Here is a 22,594-nt window from a genome sequence, read left to right as displayed (position 1 = left end):
TCAAATTCAGCTTACCCATTCAGCGATAGTTACCTGATCACTAACGTTTCCACTTTTCCACCTTCCAACTTTTCCACATTTTAACCTTCCAACGTTTCCACTTTTTAACGTGTACCACTTGACTAGTACACTATTTTGCTTTATGTTTGCAGTGTATTAGTTGAATAGTACACTAAAACATAGCTGATGATCAATATTGAAAAGCTAAGATTTGGGTACCGAAAACGCGCGCTCTTGTTTGAGGACCTCGATCTCCACCTGGCCCCGGGCACCATTTATGGTTTGCTGGGAAAAAACGGTGCCGGTAAATCATCCCTGTTAAACATCATTCAGGGTTTATTATTTCCGGATAGTGGTCAGGTAAACGTGCTCTCTTTTCAGCCAAAGGATCGTGAACCGGCTTTTTTGCAGGATTGCTTTATGATCTCCGAGTCGATGTTCCTGCCCAACCTGACCGTCTGGGATTTTGCTAAAACCTACGCTCCCTTTTATCCGAATTTCGATTGGGAGCAATACGGGCAGTTGGTCGCTGAATTCGATCTGGATGCAGATGCCCGGCTCAACCGTATTTCCCTGGGGCAAAAGAAGAAGGCATTACTGGCCTTTGGGCTGGCGACCAACGCCCGGGTGCTGCTTCTGGACGAGCCAACCAATGGGCTGGACATTCCTTCTAAAAAGCTGTTCCGATCTACTTTGGCCCGCCACATCCGGGAGGATCGAATCTTTATCCTCTCTACCCATCAGGTGCGTGACCTGCAGAGCCTCATTGATACCCTGATCGTGCTTGAAGATGGCCGGATCATTTTTCAGGAAAATCTGGTGGATATCATGGAGCGATTGCACTTTGGTATCAGTTACCGCGAACCGGAAGACCCCGGCGTCCTGTACTACGAGCGGGTGCCCGGCGGCTATTACACCATCCGGCGGGCCGGATTTGAAGACTCCCTGGAAGCGGATGTGGAGATCCTGTTCAATGCCATCATCAACGCTCCGCAATCTTTTCGCGAACTTTTTAATACCCAACTGTATGTACGATAAGCACCTGAATTTCCAGCGAATGGGGCATTTGCTGGTGTCTGATCTGAAAAATACCTGGTTGCGCAATCTGCTGCTCATTAGTGGGCTGCTCGTATTGGGCGTACTGGTCTTTACGGTATTGGTAGAGGACAGCAGCATGACCCGACAAGATGTAACCTACCTGGCCGATCAGTGGAGGAGCTCGGCAAAATTCCACATCAGCTTTTTTCCGGCCTACCTGATGGTCGGCGGACTGATCTTTACCAGTTTGGTATTCTGGGAGTTGCGTGGCTCCGCTTCCCGGCAGTTCTTTCTGGCCTTACCGGCTACTAATCTGGAAAAATGGATGAGCAAATGGGTGCTTTCCGCTTTGCTCTTTCCGCTGATCCTGACTGTGGTTTACCAATTGTTTGCGCAGTATACTTACCAGCGGTTTTTGGGTATGGGTTTTGAAATGGTCCACCTGCCGTTGAGTGATCCCTGGATCTGGCAATGGTTTTTCATGTATGTGCTGGTGCAATCCATATTCTTCCTGGGAGCGGTCTGGGTTCCCCGGTTTTCACTGATCAGAACCGCGCTTATGGTGGCCGGAGTACTGGGCCTTTGTATCCTGATCTATCAATTCGGACTGTACACCCTGATGCCGGCCCTTTCGGAGGAAGTCCGGGATCTGGCGGCAACGGCTACTACTTCGGGTTTTCAATTGTGCATTGAGCCCGAATTTCAATCTTACCTGAGCAGTCAATATCCCTTCCGTTTTAAAATGATCTTTGGGCTGTTCCTGTTCCCGATGGCCATGTTGATCAGTTATCTGAAATTAAAGGAGAAACAACTCTGATATGGAGTTTAAAACACAAAAACCGATCTATCGACAGATCGCCGATTATTTGTTGGAGAACGTGCTTTCGGGTGAACTCCAGGCCGGTGACCGCATTCCGTCGGTTCGGGATATGGCCGCAGAAGTGGAGGTTAATCCTAACACGGTGGTGCGGACTTACAGTTTTCTGAGCGATCTGGATATCATTTACAACCAGCGCGGTATTGGATACTTTATCGCCGAAGATGCGCGTACCAGGGCCTATAATTTCCAAAAGGAAGTATTTATCGAGGAAGAACTTCCTGCACTTTTTAAAAACATGGACCTGTTGCGAATCGACTTCGAAGAACTGGAAGCGCTCCACCAAAAATTATATCCGTATGAAAAACAGTAATAAACTACTCTTACTATCGCTAATGGCCATAGTAATCGGTATGTTCTCCTATTCCTTTTATCTGCGGCCACATCTGGCATTGGTGAAAAAGGAAATACCGGGCAATAATCCGTTATCCCCGGATGGATTTAATCTGGATTATGGAATGCTGCCGGATACTTTCCACGCTGATTTTCATTACCTCTGGACCAATTTCCCGGAAGTAATCCTCGATTCCAGGGAAGACACCCGGGTGCTAAAGTATTTAAGTCAGGCGGGCTGGCATGGATACTCCTTCGGAAAGGTTGATTTCATTGTTGAGCGCGACACCCTATTTATCCGACACAACAACGCATTGATGATGCCTGCTCCGTCCGACGATACTACGAGCGTACTGGTTGTTGTTCACGTACCTGCCAAAAAACTACGTGGCGTAGAAATTGTGGGAAAAGGCCGGGTGGGCAATGCTTCCATCCGAAATGACCATCGCGTATTTCCTTTTCATCCGGATCAGCCGGAAACCTGGCAAAATTTTCCGGTGCCGATCGTGAATAATATTGATCTGCTTTTCCGAAATGGAGGTGCTGCTGACCTCTATCTTAAAAATAGTTACCTCGATGTAGATATTGTGGGTGCTGCTTTTCAGAATCACTTCACCGAAATTGCCCTGCGCGGCAACTGTTCCGAGCTGCGGATCGATCACCGAAATGCCCACCTTAAATTCGATGCTTATCAGCTACGGGCGGATACCGTTACCGTCAACTCCGATGATCGCATGGATGGAGCTGATGCCAACTTCCGGGTAAACGCTAACAATTACCTGGAAGCGGAGCTCAACGGGTGGGCCAATGTACTTTTCCAGGGTGCGCCCCGGATTAAGAAATCGGAGCGCTATGGCGGCCGGGTGATCAATGCCAATCGCTATTGGTGATCGCCAAAAACTAAAGAATTATGAAGACCAGCAATAAATTTATACTCATCACCTTGGCACTGCTCGGGCTCGCCACCCTGAGTTATTCGGCCTATCTGGTACCCCATCTGGAGGCGAAAGCCCCCGAAAATGGGCAACTGAACAGGGAGCTGTCTCTGTCTGATCATGAAGCCATTCCCAGAATTATGGACTCGATTTCGGGAACTTATCACCATATCTGGACCAACTTTTCGCCTCTTTACCTGGATACGGAAAGCGACGGACAGGCGATATCCCGATGCCTCAATCCGGTGGTTGCCAATCATATACAGATGGAGATCACTAACGACACCCTATTCGTAAGATATGAGCATCCCGACGGTATACCGGGAAACACGGTGTTCAATATGCAGGATTACGTATTGGCCTCCGCACAACACCTGCAGGGGGTCACAGTCAGCGGTTACGGCGATGTGCTCAATATTTCCCCTTTTGACAAAGGACGTCGGTTCGAAGATGTCCCCGGGAACGATCCGCATATTTTAACTCAGATCGGAGAGAAGCCGCCACTGCAAGCCGCGCAGTTTCAATTGCATCTCGAAAATGGGGGAATGGCCCAGCTCCACCTTGAAACGGATGTCTTGGAGGTGTCGGCCGATGAAAATAATTTCCAGAATAACTCCTCCCGGGCTTATATAAGTGGGCGCTGCCGATCTTTGGTGATCAACCATCGCGATACCTATTTCCACGGGGATACTTACCGGCTTGCTGCCGATAGTGTACGGGTATACACCCGAAGCGGGTTCAATCAACCGGACGGACTGATAAAGGTCAGGGCCGAAACATTTTTACATGCGGATATGGACGGCTGGACGGATGTACTTTATCAGGGAAACCCGGTAACCAAGAAACGGGAGAGAGGACCGGGACGACTGGTCAAGGCCGGCCGTATTCAGTAGAGTCGGTATCTTTTCGAAGGTAGGCGATCACCGCTATACGCCCCTGCTAGGGGACCGTATCATCATTAACTTTACACACTAATTCAATGAGAATAATAATAGTTTATGTACTGATCTTCTGGATCAGCCTGGAATTCGTATGCGCTCAGGAAAATGGGTTTACCAGGGATCCCGCCCGGGCCGAATTCATCCTGGAGGACCTCCACCGGTTTTGGACCGCTTTTGATGCTATGGAGATCAGGGATGAAAATCCGTTCGAGACCTATATCAACTCCGGAACCACGGGCCTGCAGGACTTCGTTCCTAATCGTATCGTAAGTGCAGAAAACCTGTTGGAAAAAGTGCGTCAGCGTAAAGCCGATTATCTTAAAATGCGCCACTTTACCTTTGCCCCGGAAACCATGCTGCCTTACTACCAGAAGCTGAAGGAGTGGTACCCATATGTCCAATTCCCTCCTGTATATTTCGTTATCGGTAGCTTCAATTCCGGAGGGACCGCTTCCGATCGTGGGCTGATCATCGGTGTTGAACGCCTGGAGGATGCCGCAAATTTACCCTTCCTGCTTATTCACGAGAGTATTCATTTTCAGCAGAATCGCCTGGACCGGCAGTATACCCTGCTCGAACAGGCCATTGTTGAAGGAAGCGCAGACTTTTTGGCCGAACTGATAACGGGCACCTTGGCCAACCCGACTTTATATCGTTACTGCGAAGAGCACCAGGATAGGCTCCTGCGGGAATTTGTGCAGGAAATGGACCGCTTTGATTACTCGGGCTGGTTGTACAATAGCGGGAGTGAGGACCGCCCGAAGGACATCGGCTATTGGGTTGGGTACAAAATCGCGGCCTCAATTTATGCCAAAAATACGGATAAGCAACTGGCGATCAATCGAATACTGAACAATACGGATTACCTCACCTTAATGAAGGAAAGCGAGCTGTTTAATGAATTCCTTACTCCCAGAGTGGCAAATGTCGCTCCTTTTCCTAACGATTGCGGGGAAGTAGATGCTTCACTGACCGAGCTCACCTTACACTTTGAACAACCCATGCATGGCAGTTCCTTTTCCCCTTTGCGGGAAGATCAGATCGCCTTTCCTTTGGTAGATATCATTGGATATTCCGAAGATATGAAGTCGTTCCGCCTGAAGATCAAACTCGAACCGGATAAAAGGTACGGTTTTAAGGTTACGGGGAAGGGATTTAAGAACGAGCTCGGATATCCACTGGAGGATTATGAAGTGCGGTTTTCCACCCGTTGACCGGATGGGGCATTCCCAAAACAAACATCCCGAATTTCAGCACTGCCGAAATTCGGGATGAATGGTTATGTATTACCTAAGCTAAAGCTTAAGGTAGTAGATCTGTTTACTTCGTTACCTGAGCGGCTTTGGAAAAGCTGCCCTTCTTGTCGGAGCTCTTCTTTTCTTTCGCTTCCAGCTCACCGGTAAGGTCCGCCATGATCGGCGTAGCGATAAAAATGGAAGAGTAAGTACCCACCAGGATACCGATCAGAATAGCAAAGGCAAAACCTTTGATACTGCTACCACCGAATACGAACAGTACTGCTACCATGAACAGGGTAGTCAGCGAGGTGATAACCGTCCGGCTCACCGTGCTGTTGATCGCGGCGTTGATCGTAGCCATTTTGGATTGCTTCGCGTAGTTATTCAGGTATTCCCGGATACGGTCAAATACGATCACCGTATCGTTGATGGAGTAACCGATCACCGTCAGAATAGCCGCGATGAATGCCTGGTCGATCTCCATAGAGAATGGGAAAATACCGTGGAACATGGCGAAGATACCCATGGTGATCAAGGTATCGTGGAACAGGGCCGCAACGGCACCCAAACTGTACTGCCACTTGCTGAATCGCAGGAAGATGTACAGGAAGATCAGCAACAGTGCGAAGATACCGGCGTAGAAAGCACTACGTTTGATATCATCCGCAATGGTCGGACCTACTTTGGTGGATGCGGTAACGTGCGTACCGGTTCCGTCCGGGTTCTTGAAGTTGTCCAGTACCAGATTATCGCTGGTGATGGAATTGACACCGGCATAGAGTTGCTCCATGACGCGGTCGGCCGGAGAAGCATCTTCTCCTTCTACCTCTTCTTCACCGATCAGATAATCCGTGATTACGTTGTAAGTATTATAGGTATCAACTGCTTTCACAGTTGGTGTCTGTCCGTCAAATACCGGAGTCAGTGCGTCGCGCAGTTCGTCGGAAGATACTTCCTGGCCTTCGGCGAAGGTCACGTTGTAAGAGTATCCACCTTTGAAGTCTACACCCAGATCGAAGCCACGGGTCATCATGGCGATCAGACCCAGTACGATCACCGTACCACTGATCATGTAGGCGATCCGGCGCTTGCTCATCCAGTCCACTTTCATATTGGCGAAAGCGTTCTCGGTAGCTTTGGTCCAGAAGGAGATCGTACGACCGCTCTTCGTCCAGCTATCGATCATCAGGCGACCTACCAGAACTGCAGTAAACAGCGACGAAAGCACACCAATGATCAGAACCACTGCGAAACCTTTGATCGGTCCGAGGCCGAAGTAGGCCAGTACCATCGCGGTAAGAATGGTCGTCACGTTGGCGTCAATGATCGCCGAATAAGAGTTCTTGAAACCGTCTCCGATCGCCATCATCATGGATTTGCCTTCCCGCAGTTCTTCCCGGATCCGTTCGAAGATGATCACGTTGGCGTCCACCGCCATACCGATCGTCAGGATCACACCGGCTACACCCGGCAGGGTCAGTACCGTACCGATAGAGGCCAGGGCACCGAATACGAAGAACAGGTTCAGCAACAGCGCGATGATCGCTACGACACCACCACCACCGTAATAGAAGATCATGAAAGCCAGCAGCAGGGCAATACCTACCAGCAGGGCCGTGATACTTTTATTGATGTTATCCTGACCGAGGGACGGACCAACCAGGGATTCCTGGATGATCTGCGTTTTGGCCGGTAGGCGTCCTACCTGCAGGATATTGGCGAGGTCATTAGCTTCCTGAATGGAGAAATCACCGGTGATCTGTGAGTCACCCGTCGTGATCGGGTTGATTACCCGCGGTGCGGATACCACCTGATCGTCCAGTACGATGGCGATCTCCCGGTTCTGATCCTGAGCGGCCTGAGTGGTCAGGTCACCCCAGATACGGGCACCGGTATTATCCATTTTCAGGGATACCGCTACCTGGTTGGTTTGCGGATCCGGTTGGGCGGAAGCCGTAGTAACGTGCTCACCGGTCAGCGGTGCTTCGCCGGTCCGGCTTACTTTGATACCGTACAGTTCGTAGAGATCGCTTTCCTGACCTTCCAGTTTGATCGGGTCTTTGGACCACAGGAATCTCATGTCGGTCGGGAACAGCGCCGCAATATCTTCGCGGCCCAGGTATTCATTGATCTGACGCATCTTGTTGCGTTCAGCAGTTGCCAGTACCGCACGGCCGTACTGGCCGGAAGTATTAGGCGTCAGCAGGCCGAACAGCGGTCCCTGGTTGAACGGATTGCTCACCGGAGTAGAGTCAATTCTTTCTACCTCTGCGGTTGCGTTACCCAGGCTGTCCGTTACGTAGATCGTATCGTACTGCATTTGGGAGATCAGTTCCACATCCTCGGTTTCAGCCAGTTTGGTGTTGGCGTCTACCAGCGCCTGCATGGGCGCAGCATCGTCAATTCCGTATACGTTCCAGAACGCCAGTTCTGCCGTTGCCGACAGGAAGCTACGGGCGCGTTCCGGGTTATCAATACCCGGCAGTTCTACCAGGATCAGGTCACGTTCGTTATCCAGTGATACGTTGGGCTGAGCTACCCCCAGCCGGTCAATACGTTCTTTAAGCAGGTTGAAAGTGAGGTCCACCGTCTCGTCGGCCTTCTGGCGCAGGATGGCGATCACTTCCGAATCGGTTGTATTGTAATTGATCTCGTCCCGCAGTGCTTCGTTGCGCTGGAAGATCGGCGCCAGCTTCTTGTCTGTACCGGCAGCGGCGTCCCGCCAGGCATCGGCGAAAAGGGTTACGAAATCAGATTCAGTACTTTTTTGTGCCTGTGCGGCATTTTCTAACGCTTCTTCTAATGTTGGATCTTTTGAACTAGAGGCGAGGGATCGAATAAACTCCCTTAAATCTACTTGTAGGACGACACTCATTCCTCCTTTAAGGTCGAGGCCTAGTGCCAATTGCTGTGATTTGAGCTCCTGATAGGTGTAGCTCTTCAATAACGGGATCTTAAAGATTTCTTCGGAAGACATCGAGTCGAGGTACTCCGAATACTGTGTCTTGTAAGCGGCCCGTCGTTCCGATTCATCCTGAATGGTATTGGTCGCTGACATTGCGTACGCATCCGCTGCCTTCTCCACCTTTCGGGTAGGAAGTATAAACAGATACTGGACTAATGTTACCAGTGCCATTACCACAAGGAAGAATTTTACAACTCCTTTACCTTGCATAACACAAAAGATTAATTAAATAAATTAGAAAAAAAGCGTTAAAAAATAAATCACGTCTTTCCAATATGGATATCCATTGATACCCTCTTGGAAAAACTTCGCAAATATACGTCTTTTGCCATATTAATAGCATTTGCGACCCCTTTTTTGAAAAAATGCAAATTTTGTTTATTTTAAGAGGGATACTGCGCTTTCCTAACCTTTTAAGTCTCAAAATGAAAACCAGATTCAGCGCTCTAAACGCTCCGATCACTTTACTGATCTGCGGCGTGCTTACTTTCCTCTCCTGTAAACGCGAAGCGGCGGACACGCCGGTCAACGAACCCGAACGCATTACTACCGTCTATCTCAACTTCCACGACAGTGAAGTTCCCGCCACCAATGTAAATGGTGAATACTTCGACCCGGACGGTCCGGGAGCGGTGCCCGCCACCGTGGATACCATCCGACTTGAAGTTGAAAAAGCTTATCGTCTGCTGGTATTGTTTTACGATGACCTGGCCTCGGAAGGGGACGTCAGCATCAACCGGCAGGTCCGTTATGAAGATAAAGAACACCAGATCTGCTTCGCTACGAGCGGCATCGTACCCGCACCCCTGATCCAGGATTTTGATGATAATGGGAACCCGGTCGGTCGTGAAAGCTTCTTTAATCCGACCGAGGTCGGTACCGGAACGCTCCAAATCACCCTGCGACACCAACCGGATAAGGAGGCCGCCGACCCCTGTGGTAGCGGGATCGTAGACGTGGAGACGTTGGAATTTCCGATCATTGTGGAATAGCTTCCTTCGATACCGGAAATTCCACCGGTCATGATCCTGAGGATACCGGCCTTTAACGCTTATTTCTTACAATAGGCCAGAAAGTCCTCCGCGGAGCGGGCGTTCAGACATTGCGCCGCCGTCAGGCCGCCTTTCCGGGCCGATAGTACGCCGTAATGAATGTCGTGGATCCCTTCCCGGGAGTGGGCGTCCGGATTGATACTGATCGGTACGCCCTTTTCCAGCGCGTAGGGGATCCAGGTCCAGTCCAGGTCGAGACGGTAGGGGTTGGCATTGAGTTCAATGGCCACACCGTTGGCGGCACAGGCGTCAATGACGGCCTTGTGGTCAATCGGGTAACCTTTGCGGGACAGCAGCAAACGACCGGTCGGGTGGCCCAGGATGGAAGTATACGGGTTTTCGATCGCCGTGAGCAGCCGCTGGGTGGCTTTGTCCTCATCCATCCGCAGATTGGTGTGGACCGAAGCAATGATCACATCGAATTGCTGCAGGATCTCCTCCGGATAATCCAGGGAGCCGTCGTTCAGAATATCACTTTCAATGCCTTTAAAGATGCGGAAAGGGGCCATTTCCTGGTTCAGCGCATCGATCTCCGCCATCTGGGCCAGTACCCGCTCGGGCTGAAGGCCGTTGGCGTAAAAGGCCGCTTTCGAGTGGTCGGTAATGGCGATGTAGTCATAGCCCTGATCGCGGGCGTATTCAACCATCTCCCTTAAGGTATGCAAACCGTCACTCCACTTGGTGTGGCTGTGTACCACGCCTTTGATATCCTGTTCTTCCACCAGCACGGGCAGCTCGTTCGTTTTGGCCAGTTCCAGCGCCCAGCCCTGTTCCCGCAATTCCGGCTGGATGTAGGGAATTCCGGCCCGTTCGAAAACCGCCGTTTCTTCCGCCAAGCCCTTAAAATCCAGACCGGGAAAAGCTTCAACAAAAGCCTGCAGAAAATCGTCGGATGCCGTGTAACGGAATAATTTGGAGCCGAATGCTGCCGGGGCGCAGGTGAAGATGCGCACGGGAATGCCCGCTGCGGTAGTTGCCGTGTAATGTCCGGCGTCCTGCCGGATGGCTTCCAGCCCGGCACTTTTCAGCCCCTCCGTCAGATCGGTTTCGGTCCCGATCAGGATATTGATGGCGTCCAGTACATTGGCGTGACGACGGGTGGCTCCGCAGGTTTCCAACCGGGTATCCGGGAAGGCTGCTTGCAGGTCGGTGATCAGTTCCCGTCCCGCCGCTTCGAGGGCCGCGAAGTGGAACTGGTGTTTGGTGCGCTGGTAGTATTCGAGTTGTTCTTTGAGTTGATCCTGGGTTTTTTTACCGAATCCCTTGAGTTCGATCAGGCGATTTTCGTTGACGGCGTACAGCAGTTCCCCGATGGTCTCCGCCCCCAGTTCTTTCCAGATCACCCGGATCTTTTTGGGGCCGAAACCTTTGATGTGGAGCATTTCTTCGACGCCTTCCGGAGTTTGCTCCCGGTATTTTTCCAGCGTGGCCATTTTGCCGTTATCCAGCAGTTCACGGATCTTTCCGCTGATGGCTTTTCCCACTCCTTTGAGACTTTCGATCTCCTCGTCGCTCATTTCGCTGAGCGGCCGGTCCAGCTTTCTCAGGTTGATGTAGGCATTCTGGTAAGAGCGGATCTTGTAGGGATTCTCGCCGTGCAGCTCCATAATGTTGCCCAGGAGCTGGAATGTTTTGGCAATTTCTTTATTGGTCATGCGGTGTTGAAATCATTTTGGACGCCAAAATTACAGTTTCTATCTTTAAGGAATTAATTTTGCGAGACTTCTTCCCAAAAACAAAGTATATCCCATGAGAATAACGACACTTCTGGCACTGCTGCTACTGAGCGCCATCGGGCTGCGGGCCCAGATCCCAACCGGAGGAACACCTCCTTCACTTACATCCGAGAAACAAAATTTATTTCCCGATCTACAGGACCAGCGAAGATCGCTGCCGGATCTGGACCTGCAAAAGGTACTGGACGAGGACGCTCAGGGGCCGGGCATCCGCTTTGCTGCCCCCCTGGCGGTAGATTTCAGGCCGGATAATGCCGGTACCTGGACCGATCTGCCCAACGGCGACCGGGTCTGGCGGCTCTACGTACGGAGCCGCGCGGCCAAAGCCCTGATCGCCTTCTACCGGGACCTTTCCCTGCCGGCCGGCGCGGAACTGTACATGTATGCACCCGACGGGCAACAGGTGCTGGGGCCGTACACTGCGGCGGACATCACCGCTGAAGGCCGACTGATGACCGGGCTGCTCTACGGCGATGAGGCCGTGATCGAATACCTGGAACCGGCCGCCGTGCGCGGGCAGGGGTATTTCCGGATCGACCGGATCGACCACGCCTACAAGCCGGTGGCCCGTTCGGAGCAGACCGCCGGCCGCGATTTTGGTTTCGGGGCATCACTGGATTGTCATATCGGGGCGGATTGTGAACTGGCTGATCCTGTTGCCGACCTGAAAGGCAGTAGTTGCCGGATCATCGTGGTGGTGGAGGAAGGTTCCGGCTATTGTACCGGGAACCTGATCAACAATACGGCTGAGGATGGCACACCTTATATCTATACCGGCTTCCACTGCATGGACGGTTACACGCCGATCTTTGGTCTGTGGCGATTCGATTTCCAGTACCGGGTAGCCGGATGCGCTCCGGCGGTGAACGAGCCGCTGTATTATTCGCTGACGGGTAGTACCTTCCGGGCCGGACGACGGGAAAACGATTTCCTGTTGCTGGAACTGGATCAGGAGGTACCTTCCAACTTTTCGCCCCATTATCTGGGCTGGAACCGGCAGGCACCACCGCCGGATACCAGCTATATGTTCCACCATCCCCGGGGCGATGTGCAGAAAATTTCCCGCTCCACGATCCAGGGATCTATTTTCGGAGGGCCGATATTTTGGAACAATGATGTCACCACCCCGCGGGATCATCACTACGATGTCGATTTCACGGAGGGCAATTACGAAGTGGGCTCTTCCGGTGCGGCTCTGCTCAATAAAAAGGGACAAATGGTGGGCCACCTCAACGGAGGGAATCCGGATCTGGAAGGCTGCGAATTCAGCCAGGCCTGGTTCGGTCGGCTCGGTCTGGCCTGGACCGGCGGTGGCACGCCCGATACCCGGCTGATGGACTGGCTGGACCCGCTCGGGACCGATGCGATGGAGTTGGGCGGACTGGCCGACTCCCAACCGCAGGTAGTCACCGGTACGATACTGACCTATTTCGAAAAGACGCCGGTCGGTGGGGTAGAGGTGACCCTGGACCTGGACGGCAACAGTCTGAAAGTGACCTCGGCTGCAGACGGTACCTTTATCTTTAACAATGTCGGAGCGGCTAATACTTACACCCTAAGTTTCAGTAAAAATACTACCGCGAGCAACGGCGTGAGCGGAGCGGATATCATCGCCATCCAGCGGCATATTCTCAGTCTGACCGACCTCACGGGCCCCTATCGCCTGCTGGCGGCGGATGTCAATCTTTCGGGTAGTATCAGCGCTTTGGATATTATCGCTATGCGACGGGTCATCCTGGCGATCGAAACGGAATTTGGTCCGGGTATCCGGTCCTGGACTTTCCTGCCCGACGATTTCAGCTTTTCCGATCCGGAAGACCCCTGGAATCCGGCGCCACCGGTGAGTATCAGTTCCGGCAATATAGCCGATCTGCAGGATGTACAGGTACTGGCCATTAAGCTCGGCGATGTGAATGACAGTGTAGATGGAAATAAATAAGGCGACAATGTCCTGATGCTGCGATGCGGTGATTATATTAGCATCACAGCATCAGAACTTCCTTATATGAGCCGTAAAAACTCCCGTCGCAAATTCCTGAAAACCTCCGCCTCCGCCCTTGCGGTACTACCGGCTGCCGGTTTTCCGTATCCCAATTTCCCTAACCCAGAAAAAAGCACCGTGAACCCAATCGCTGATCCTACCCAGAGTTTGATCGGGCAGTATGGCCCCTGGGCCGCAAATTTGCCCGCTGATCCACCCGCTTTATCCTACCGACGTCCGGATAGCAAAGGCCTGAAATCCTGGAGAAAAAAGGGACTGAAAACCGTACATACCTACCTGGGCGCACCGGATATCGGTGCCCAGCCGCAGGTTACGGTAAAGCGGAAATATACTTACGACGGACTGGATATTGAGGAACTGAGCTGGCAACTGCCGTACGGCCGGCCTACTGAAGCTATCCTCTTGAAACCGGCCGGGGCTACCGGGCCGCTACCCGGCGTACTCGGACTGCACGATCACGGCGGCAATAAGTATTTTGCCAAACGCAAGATTACGAAAACGGGCAATGATCAGCATCCGATGATGAGTGAACACCAAACCCATTATTACGAAGGAAAAGCCTGGGCGAATGAACTGGCCAAACGCGGTTACGTGGTGTTGGTACCGGATAATTTCACCTTTGGCAGTCGCCGGGTCCTTTATCAGGATGTCGCCGGTTTCAGTTGGGGGCCCTGGCGTACCGACGATCTAAGCGACGAGAACCCGGAAAAGCAGGAAAACATCGATGTCTACAACGAATGGGCCGGTCACCACGAACACATTATGGCCAAATCGCTCTTCTGCGGCGGGACCACCTGGCCGGGGGTATTCCTCCGGGAGGATCAGCGCGCCCTGGATGTCCTCTGCGCCCGCCCGGAAGTGGATGAAGAACGCGTTGGCTGCGGCGGCCTGTCCGGCGGAGGACTGCGAACGGCCTACCTGGCGGGTCTGGATGATCGTATTCAATGCGCCGTCTGCGTGGGCTTTATGACGACCTGGCGCGATCTGCTGCTCTACAAATCTTTTACCCATACCTGGATGGCCTACATTCCCATCCTGCCCAATTATCTGGACTTTCCGGAAGTGCTCGGTCTGCGCACGCCACTTCCCACCATGACCCTGAACAACAATCAGGATCAGCTATTTACCCTCGAGGAAATGCAGCGCGCCGACGGCATGCTGCGCGAGGTATTCGCCAAAGCGAAAGCAGCGGATCGCTATCGGGGTAATTTTTACGAAGGCGAGCACAAATTTGATCTGGCCATGCAGGCGGATGCTTTTGACTGGTGGGATCAGTGGTTAAATGCATAACAAGATGATTGGATGAGCTGTTAAATCACCAATTCATTAACTCATGCCCCACCGCTCCCGGCAAATCGCCAGTAACTGATCTTTACGGGCCCGGGCCACGGGGATCTTTTCATTATCGGTGGTGATCAGGGTGCCGCCATCCCTTTTGCTGTACTTTCGGATGCAATCCAGGTTGACCAGGTGGGACTGATGGACCCGGTAAAACTGATTGCCCTCCAATAGATCCGTAAATTCCTTTAAGGTTCGGGAAACCAGTAAGGTGGTACCGTCCTTGAAATAAAAGTGGGTGTAATTGCGGTCTCCCCGGCAGCGGATAATGGAATTGACCGGTACGAAGGCGATATGGTCCGACTGAGGAAGCGCTATCTTCTGGTCCTGCTTTTGCAGATTGTGCAACAGCACGGCCAGTCGTTCGTTCTCTTTGGTATTTTCCCGTTTGACCAGTACCCGACCTACCGCTTTTTTCAACTCCAATACATTGATGGGCTTCAATAGATAATCTACGGCCGCAAATTTTATGGCGCGCAGGGCATACTGATCGTAGGCCGTGACAAAAATGATATCGAACCTGATTTCGGGCAGGCTCTCCAGCAGATCAAATCCACTGCCGAGGGGCATGGCAATGTCCAGAAAAACCAGCTCAGGGGAAGTATTCCGGATCAGATCCAGTGCGGTGAGCGCTGAATCCGCTTCCCCAATAACTTCTACCTCCGGGCAATAACTGGCGAGGGCCAGTCGCAGATTCTCCCGATTATTCGCTTCGTCTTCTACAATTATTGCTTTGACCATGGGCTTTAATGTTCTATCGGAATGATCAGGTCTATCCGGGTGCCTGACTTGGGTGGGGAAAGGGTGGAACGATCCTGTAGCCGGAGGCCCGGAGCGCCCTTATCGGAAAGAAGCGCCAGACGTTGCCGGACCAGTTCAATTCCCCGGCTTTCCCTATCGCCGGATCGGTGTGGTCGGTTCGCTTTCGCCTGATGGATCCCAATCCCGTTATCGATCACTGTGCAGGCCAAACCATTTGGATGAACCTGCAGATCCACCGCAAGGAGGCGATCGCCCTTTTGGGGTAAAAGGCCGTGAATGATCGCATTTTCAAGGAGTGGCTGCAGGATCATACCGGGAATATACGTATTGTGGGGATCGATTTCCGGGTCTATTGAGAATTCATAATCAAATGGATGTCTCAGGGCCTCAAGGCTACAATACTGCTCCAAAGTGGCTATCTCTTCGGAAAGCGGAATATATTCTTCGGCGGTATGGCGGAGGATGCGGCGCATAAGACCGGCGAACTGACTTAGATAGAGATCAGCTTTCTCCTGTCGGTTGGTACGGATAAGATTTTGAATGGTACTCATGGCATTAAACAGAAAATGCGGATTCATTTGCGCCCGGATCCCTTTCAATTCAAACTCCAGTAATTGGCGCTGGCGCAGATCCCGGAGCTCCTGCACGCGCCGTCGCCATAGATAGACCAGCGTAACCAGCAAAAGAGCGAGGGCGATGATACCCAACCGTTTCCAGAAGGCCAGCCATTGCTCGGGCCCCCATGCGGCCGATACAACCAGGGGTTGTATTCTGGCCCAGGTACTGCGCATCTTGGTCGGCGTACCCAGGTCGTAATTATTGGCAATTACCTTACCGGTCTCATCCAGTAGGTTATAATGATTGCTGGTATTGTCTACGCGATAGTTTTCCCGCAAGCCCTGCATTTCTTGAGCGGGCACATGAATGAATAATCCTTCACGGTTTTGTACGGCATTTTGGAAATCTTCCTGTTGAGGTGCCAACAGCAGGTGAACTACAGCGGGAAGTTCAGTCTGTTCCTTTTTTAAATAGGCGATGTCGCTCAAGGCGGCCTCCAGATTTTGACTCCAACCGATATGCAACAACACTTTGCGACCTTTAAAGTCTTTCAGGCTTACTTTAATCCCTTCTTTGTCGGTAAAACTCCAGTCGGGAGCCATTTTGTTGAGCGGAAGCAGTCGGATCGGATGGGCCATAGCATCTCCTTCCGCTCCCGGGCGGGTAAAGGCCGAAAGTTCACTGCGCCATTTTGGATCATTACACCGTTCGATCAATTCATCCAACAGCGGCAGGAGATCCTCCGATATTCCCGTTTCATTGGAATAATTTCGAAAAAGCATCATGGCGCTGTGCCGAACCAGAGTTTCCGGGGGAAGCACCAGTTTGGCAAAACTGTTGTAATGATCAAATGACCACCGGAGATCCAATCCGAGGTCTTTAAGACGGGTCATTTGAAAATGAAGATATTCTTCAACGAAAAAATCGAATGTTTTACCGGGTGGAAGGCGATAGAGTAGGGGCCTGCGCTGCGCTGCCTGCTGGGCAAATTCGGCCTCCAGGGGTTCTTTCCCGGCAACATGAAACCGATAGGCGGCCTCCCAGATAATATTGGCGTAATTAAAGCGGATCGATCGATCCATGTAGGATTGAAAACCCGGAGAAAGCTGATGCGTTCTAAGTTGAAGAAATTCCAATTCCCGGATTTCCTTTTGCAGCATCCTGGTCAGAAAAGAGCCTTGTTGTTCCTGCAAAAGCTGGTGATCATAGGAACGGAATAAGGAATCCCCCCGCATCTCATGGTAAAAATCCAGTAAGAATTGTTGGTGGGCAACACTGCTTCCCGTGAATTCCATTTGCTGGTAAAAGGCGTTTCCGTCCGTGCTAAAGTCCAAATGATCACCGGGCTCCAGATAAAAGCGCATGGTCTGGTAGCCGTGGGAAATATTCACGGTCCGGGCCTGATCCATTGGAATGGAGATCTTAAAATGACCGTTTTGATCCAGCACAACCACTGAATCCTGCCAGAAGTTCAGCCAGTCACCTTCCTTATGGTATTTCAGCCGTACCTCGGTAGTGACCTGATTCCGGATGCTGCCTTCCAGTACGGTGGTCTTGGGGGGATGGTCAACCTGGAAAAAATCACAAAGCCATTGCCGTCCGTTCTTTTTCGTAAGCAGGGGGAAATAGAATTCTTCCTCCGGCAGGTCGCTGGCTAAAAGGGTGCTGATGAAATGGGACCAATGCCCGGCCTGTAGTGCTTCGGGTAATGCCAGGGATTGCAGTTCGGAATGCAAATCCTGATTGCCTGAGACCTCCTGATCCAGCTTGAGTTGTACGTCCTTCTGAAGCTCCGCAAAAGAATCCGCATTTCCGTCTGCCGCAAAAGTTATTCCGGTCCACTGATCAAAAACAATGGAGTAAGCAGCGGGATATTTCTCCTGAAAACGGGTGTCGGTGATCAGGGGTTCGTCCGCACCTTCCTCTGCGTCCGGAAATTTGATGAAACTGACGGATTCAATCGTGCCCTTTATCCGGTCATCATTTCCAAGGTAAAACTGCAATCCGATCCGCACTTCCCAATCTTCCCGCTGGAACTGGTCCGGAAATACAGGATAATCGGTCGCTTTCTCCCGGGTGGTCTTTTGCTGAACCCACTCCAGGTTTAAACGTTTACCTCCGTTGATATACTCCGCTATGCTTTGGGCCCGGGTCGCCAGGCTTATCAAACATAGGATCAGGGAAAGAAATAGGCTTTGCCTCATGGATTGATTGCGATGATAGTCTTATGAAAGACGTTTTAAGTTGCCTAAGCGGGCGGCAAAAGGTGTCTTTCGCTGCCACTTTGCACTGCCAAAGTTACAGCTTCAGAAGTTCCTGAACATTTTCTACAATGGAATCATCATATCCCGTATAAATGTGCCGGATGATGCCTTCCTTGTCGATCAGTACGTATTGAGGGATCGCAAACACCTTGAAATACTCCCGGATAGATTCATTCCCGACGAGTTGGGGAAAATTATAACCTTTTTTATCCAGTAACAGCTGAGCACTGTCCTGACTGTCCTTATCCATCAATATCGCTATTACTTCCAGCCCTTCCGTGCGGTATTGATCGTGCAGAGCCTGCACCTCAGGCATGGATTGCCGGCAGGGGCCACACCAGACTTCCCAGAAATCCAGCAGGATCACTTTTCCTTTTTTGGCCTGCAGGGAAACCGATTTGCCGGTAAAATCACGGAATTCTATATCCTTTACCGTTGTAGACAGCAGATCCTGATGCAGATTTTTCCGATCTTCCTGCACTTCCGGTTCGAAGTTTTCCAGGAAAGTTTTATCCAGTTTTTCCAGATGCTGCTCTTTGTTGATCTCAACATTGCTGATAAACCGGGTAATAACCTGTTTTTTCCCCAGGGAAACCTGGCTGCTCACTACTTTCACCGGTAGATAAGTCCGCTGATCCAGCTGGATCACCTTTTTTCTTTCCGCAACGCCGTATTCGGTAAGGTCGGGAAAATGGTAGGTGAGCACGTAAAGCTCATTTTCAGTCGAAAGCACGGGTTGAACCGTATCCTGATAAGCCATCATTTCGGGAACGACCAATTGAGCGGCCGCGGCACCCATCATATGCGGGCCCGGTCGGGATTCCAGTTCGTACGTTTTGGGTTCGAATTTTAATTCAAACATCCGGGAGCCGTCGTACAGCGCGCCCCGTTCGATCTCCCCCTTGGAGGCCATGAAATGAAATCCCAGGACCGGATCGTTTTCCTCCCGGATCAACACGACCTGTCCGGGGTAATCCCAAACGTGGCCGCTTACGAAGGTGTCCAGTTGCCGGACGTCATAGGCGAGTGATTGGATCTTCTCCAGACTGTTTTGGTATTGTTCAACCACTTCTTCCGCACTTTGTGCCGTCAGGACAAAAGGAGCTGCGGTTAATAATAGCAGGCAAGCTAATTTCAGTATTTTCATAATAAAGGATCATTTTAATTCCTCACAATACTAGGGAGCTAAAATTCCTTTATCAAGGCACACTGAACAATTGGTGAACCTGGCTTAACAAGCGGTCGTAATGAATTATCCCGCTCAGGCTGGCTATTCGGACCTTATCGCCTCGATCGGGTTGATCACCGCCACCTTTATCGCATAGAAACCAACGACCAGCAAGGCGATCACCAAAGTGCCGATGCCGGCCAGCAGAAATATTCCGGCGCTCAATTCGGTATGGTATTCAAATTTGCTCAGCCAGTCCTGCATAAAAATAAAAGCCAAAGGTGTTGCCACCACAACGGCCAGCAAGATCAACAGCAGGAAATCTTTTGAAAGAAGCACCACCAGTTGGCCGATGGAAGCGCCCATTACCTTCCGGATACTGATCTCTTTCAGCCGCTGCTGACCGGTATAAACGGCCAGACCGATCAGTCCCAGGCAGGCGATCAGGAGCGCGAAGCCGGTGAAATAGTAGGATAACTGCCCGATCGTTTGCTCACTGCGGTAGGCGTTCATATAGCTTTCGTCCATAAAGCGGTATTCCAATGGATATTCCGGGTTAAGGCGTTTCTGAATGGTCTCCAGACCGGCAATGGCCGCATCCGCCTGTCCGGGTTCGGTCCGGATGTGCAGCAATCCGGTGCGGCGGGGGTGCAGCCAGATGATGGTGGGTTCAATTTCGGAATACAGAGACGTGGTATGAAAATCCTTGACTACGCCCACGATCTTTCCGCTGGATCCCCAAAAGCTCAATTGCTGATCTACGGGCTGGTCCAGGCCCATGGCGCGAACGGCAGTTTCATTGACCAGGTAGTTGAAGGTATCGGTAGACAGTTGGGCGTCAAAATCTCGTCCTTCCGCCAGTTCCATTTTCATCACCTCCAGAAAATCGAAATTGACGCTAATGATGCGAAAGGATATTTGTTCGGAAGGGGCTTTGCCGGGCCATTCCACCGAGTGGGTATTGGATCCGATGGATAAAGGATTGGAACTGGTAGTAGTTACGGCTGCGATGCCCGGCATTCGCTGCAATTCTTCTTTGACGGTATTATACTGCTGGTAAAGTTCGCCTTCCAGGTCCGTGTACAGTACGTTTTCCCGGTCCAGCCCCAGGTTTTTGGACTGGATATACTGGATTTGCCGCTGAATGGTCAGGGCACCGGCGATCAGCAGGATGGATATGGCAAATTGAAAGACCACCAGCCCCTGTCGCAACCGGGAGGTGCCGGCCGTCTGACGGAAAACGCCTTTTAAGACCGTAACCGCATTGAAAGACGATAAATAAAAGGCCGGATAAGTACTGGCCAACAGAGTGGTCAGCAGCCCGATGCTGCCGAAGATCAGCAAAGTGTTGAAGCTAAAATCGCTGATGGCCATCGTTTTGTCGGTCAGTTGATTGAAAGCCGGTAAAGCGATCAGTACCAGGCCAACCGCCAGCACAAATGCAATGGTCATCAAAAAGAGGGATTCGCTCATAAACTGGCTGATCAGTAAGCGTCGTTCGGCCCCGATGGCCTTCCGCACCCCGATCTCTTTGGCTCTTTGCACCGAACGGGCGGTGGCCAGATTCATGAAATTGATACTGGCGATCAGGATCAGAAAGAAGGCGACGATTCCGAAGATCCGGACGTATTCGATCCGGCCGCCGGCCTGCATCCCGTCCTTGAAGATGTTGTACAGATGATGATCGGCGTAAGATTGCAGAAAGAGGTCACTGCGAAAATCCTCAATGTGTTCGTTCTGCATGTCACGCATTCGCTCGCTTACGACTGTGGCATCGGTGCCGGGCCGCAAACGGGTATAGATCCGAAACCCACTATTGTTCCAGTTGGTGATCCAATTATTGCGTCGTTCAAAGACCTCAAAGGGGATCAGATAGTCAAACTGTATGGACGATTGATCGGGGATCTCCTCAAATACCCCGCTTACGGTCAGGGGCGGTACGTCGGTCAGATCGTGTTCGATCACCTGACCGATCGCTCCGTTGGTTTCCCGCCAGTCACTACCGAAATATTTCTCCGCCAGGTCAGCGGAGATCACAATGGAACCGGGATCCTCTAGGGCATCGGAGGCTTTCCCCTGGATCATTTTCCAGGAAAACAGCTGCAGAAAACCAGGTGTGGCAAAGAGACCGCTTTCCCGGTAGGAAAGTTCACCGATCCGGGTGATCAGTTCCTGCGGCGGGGTCGTTACGGCCACGCCTTCTACCTCCGGGTATTTCGACTGTAGCTCACCGGCAATATTCCAGGTTACGGTTTCCGAGGTTTGGATCTCGTTACCGGAATGGACGTGCCTTTTGACCTGATACAACTGCTCCAGATCGTCGTGGAAACGATCGTAATTCATTTCATCCTTTATCCAGAGGGTAATGAGCATGGCCACGGCCATTCCGAGGGCCAGTCCCCCGATATTGATGAGGGAATAGCCTTTGTTTTTCAGGAGTAATCTCCAGCTCAGGCGAAAATTGTGACGGATCATAAACAGCGGGTTGATGAGAGAAAATAGGTTGCGTCGAATGGCAAAAGGCCGCAGGTAATTGAGCACCTGAAAGTAATAGTTCAGCCGGGCCTTGAAGGCCGAACCTTTTTCCAGGTTTAAAAAGAATTTTTCCTCCAGGTCGCCTTCTACCTCTTCAACCAGATCGTTGCGGAGGAACCAGCGCAGGAATTTCCGGGCGATCCCGGGCGGTTGTTGTTCGGATGATGACATAGGCTGAGGGCTTAAAAGTCCAGGTTCAGATTGCCGGTAGAAAGGGGTGGGTACTGCTGCCAGAGTGAGATCCGGAAATCCCGGGCTTCGCGCAGGGTCTGCTCTCCACTGGCGGAGATGGTGTAAATGCGTTTGCGCCGTCCACCCCGGGTGGCATTGCCTTCCTTCATTTCTGATTTCAGGAATCCCTTATCGCCCAAACGGCTCAGTGCGGAATGCACGGCACCGATCGAAACCGAACGGCCGGTTTGCGATTCAAACTCTTCGGCAATTTTAAAAGCGTAGGCATCTTCTCCGAGAATTCCGACCAGTAAAAGAATAACTTCCTCGAATTCTCCCAGACGTGTTTCTTTCATTTTGTTTCTAAATTGTAGAACAAATGTAGGGTAAAATTTCCCTGGATGCAATTTTTTATTCTACAATTTAGAAAGAAATAGGTCGGAATTTCGGAATGGAGGCCATTTCAGAGGCCAGTCACCAGAATGAAAATGGATAGGGGAGGAAAGATTTCGGGAGGGGGAACGGGAGCGAGATGGTAGGGCGTAATAATCTAGCTACCAGGTTTTTATCTGATGATCTGTGGCGTCAATCATACTACTGGACCTTTACCGAAAAGCCTGGATTGCTAAGCTCCGAAGGAGATTGGTAAGCCTTAAGTATTGATCCGGAAAGGCTTAGCAA

At 51.4% G+C, this 22,594-nt stretch carries 16 protein-coding genes; 9 read left to right on the top strand and 7 right to left on the bottom strand.

Features of this window, described 5'->3' with window-relative positions:
* Window positions 1-186 precede the first annotated feature (186 nt).
* The 6 genes from CRP01_RS09345 to CRP01_RS09320 all read left to right on the top strand — a co-directional run bounded on the left by CRP01_RS09345 (window position 187) and on the right by CRP01_RS09320 (window position 5,338).
* Window positions 187-1,038, top strand: a complete 852-nt coding sequence (locus tag CRP01_RS09345) for an ABC transporter ATP-binding protein (RefSeq protein WP_222845683.1) — start codon at window positions 187-189, stop codon at window positions 1,036-1,038.
* Complete coding sequence (locus CRP01_RS09340) at window positions 1,028-1,855, top strand: hypothetical protein (protein WP_099149764.1); 828 nt, start codon at window positions 1,028-1,030, stop codon at window positions 1,853-1,855. Before CRP01_RS09345 ends, CRP01_RS09340 begins: the two co-directional genes overlap by 11 nt.
* A gap of 1 nt (window position 1,856) precedes the next feature.
* Entirely contained in the window at window positions 1,857-2,228 is a 372-nt protein-coding gene (locus CRP01_RS09335) for a GntR family transcriptional regulator (RefSeq protein WP_099149763.1), read from the top strand.
* Window positions 2,215-3,138: a GIN domain-containing protein gene (locus tag CRP01_RS09330; RefSeq protein ID WP_143473340.1), complete on the top strand. Its 924-nt coding sequence runs from the start codon at window positions 2,215-2,217 to the stop codon at window positions 3,136-3,138. Before CRP01_RS09335 ends, CRP01_RS09330 begins: the two co-directional genes overlap by 14 nt.
* Window positions 3,139-3,158: 20 nt before the next feature.
* Window positions 3,159-4,076 (top strand): hypothetical protein, encoded by a 918-nt coding sequence (locus CRP01_RS09325; RefSeq protein ID WP_099149761.1) that lies wholly within the window; start codon window positions 3,159-3,161, stop codon window positions 4,074-4,076.
* Between the two features lie 86 nt (window positions 4,077-4,162).
* Complete coding sequence (locus CRP01_RS09320; protein WP_099149760.1) at window positions 4,163-5,338, top strand: DUF2268 domain-containing putative Zn-dependent protease; 1,176 nt, start codon at window positions 4,163-4,165, stop codon at window positions 5,336-5,338.
* Window positions 5,339-5,444: 106 nt separating this feature from the next.
* Here the strand turns inward: CRP01_RS09320 and secDF are convergent, their stop codons facing one another.
* Window positions 5,445-8,498, bottom strand: coding sequence for a protein translocase subunit SecDF (gene secDF / locus CRP01_RS09315; protein WP_233752658.1), 3,054 nt, complete (start codon window positions 8,496-8,498; stop codon window positions 5,445-5,447).
* A 254-nt stretch (window positions 8,499-8,752) separates the two neighbouring features.
* Between secDF and CRP01_RS09310 the strand changes: the two genes are divergently transcribed.
* Complete coding sequence (locus tag CRP01_RS09310; protein ID WP_099149758.1) at window positions 8,753-9,319, top strand: hypothetical protein; 567 nt, start codon at window positions 8,753-8,755, stop codon at window positions 9,317-9,319.
* Between the two features lie 59 nt (window positions 9,320-9,378).
* On the opposite strand, the gene CRP01_RS09305 is transcribed toward CRP01_RS09310, so the two are convergent.
* Entirely contained in the window at window positions 9,379-11,034 is a 1,656-nt protein-coding gene (locus CRP01_RS09305) for a DNA polymerase/3'-5' exonuclease PolX (RefSeq protein WP_099149757.1), read from the bottom strand.
* 94 nt (window positions 11,035-11,128) lie between these two features.
* Between CRP01_RS09305 and CRP01_RS09300 the strand changes: the two genes are divergently transcribed.
* Window positions 11,129-13,054 (top strand): hypothetical protein, encoded by a 1,926-nt coding sequence (locus tag CRP01_RS09300; RefSeq protein WP_099149756.1) that lies wholly within the window; start codon window positions 11,129-11,131, stop codon window positions 13,052-13,054.
* 66 nt (window positions 13,055-13,120) lie between these two features.
* A complete protein-coding gene (locus CRP01_RS09295) occupies window positions 13,121-14,407 on the top strand; it encodes a dienelactone hydrolase family protein (protein WP_185154554.1) in 1,287 nt (428 codons plus the stop codon).
* A gap of 36 nt (window positions 14,408-14,443) precedes the next feature.
* On the opposite strand, the gene CRP01_RS09290 is transcribed toward CRP01_RS09295, so the two are convergent.
* From CRP01_RS09290 to CRP01_RS09270, 5 genes are all read right to left on the bottom strand, one after another.
* The gene (locus CRP01_RS09290) at window positions 14,444-15,196 is read right to left on the bottom strand and encodes a LytR/AlgR family response regulator transcription factor (RefSeq protein WP_099149755.1); all 753 of its coding nucleotides are present in this window, start codon (window positions 15,194-15,196) and stop codon (window positions 14,444-14,446) included.
* A 5-nt stretch (window positions 15,197-15,201) separates the two neighbouring features.
* On the bottom strand, window positions 15,202-17,979 hold the full coding sequence (locus CRP01_RS09285) for a histidine kinase (RefSeq protein WP_099149754.1): 2,778 nt from the start codon (window positions 17,977-17,979) through the stop codon (window positions 15,202-15,204).
* A gap of 94 nt (window positions 17,980-18,073) precedes the next feature.
* Window positions 18,074-19,186: a TlpA disulfide reductase family protein gene (locus CRP01_RS09280; RefSeq protein WP_099149753.1), complete on the bottom strand. Its 1,113-nt coding sequence runs from the start codon at window positions 19,184-19,186 to the stop codon at window positions 18,074-18,076.
* Window positions 19,187-19,309: 123 nt separating this feature from the next.
* Window positions 19,310-21,913, bottom strand: a complete 2,604-nt coding sequence (locus tag CRP01_RS09275; protein ID WP_099149752.1) for an ABC transporter permease — start codon at window positions 21,911-21,913, stop codon at window positions 19,310-19,312.
* 11 nt (window positions 21,914-21,924) lie between these two features.
* Window positions 21,925-22,269 carry a PadR family transcriptional regulator gene (locus tag CRP01_RS09270; RefSeq protein ID WP_099149751.1) on the bottom strand — a complete coding sequence of 115 codons (345 nt, stop codon included), beginning with the start codon at window positions 22,267-22,269 and terminating at the stop codon, window positions 21,925-21,927.
* Between the last annotated feature and the right edge of the window lie 325 nt (window positions 22,270-22,594).

The organism is Flavilitoribacter nigricans DSM 23189 = NBRC 102662 (genome assembly GCF_002646595.1).
Classification (GTDB): domain Bacteria; phylum Bacteroidota; class Bacteroidia; order Chitinophagales; family Saprospiraceae; genus Flavilitoribacter; species Flavilitoribacter nigricans.
Note: the sequence above shows the minus strand (reverse complement) of the source record. Positions and strands in the feature narration are given on the sequence as shown.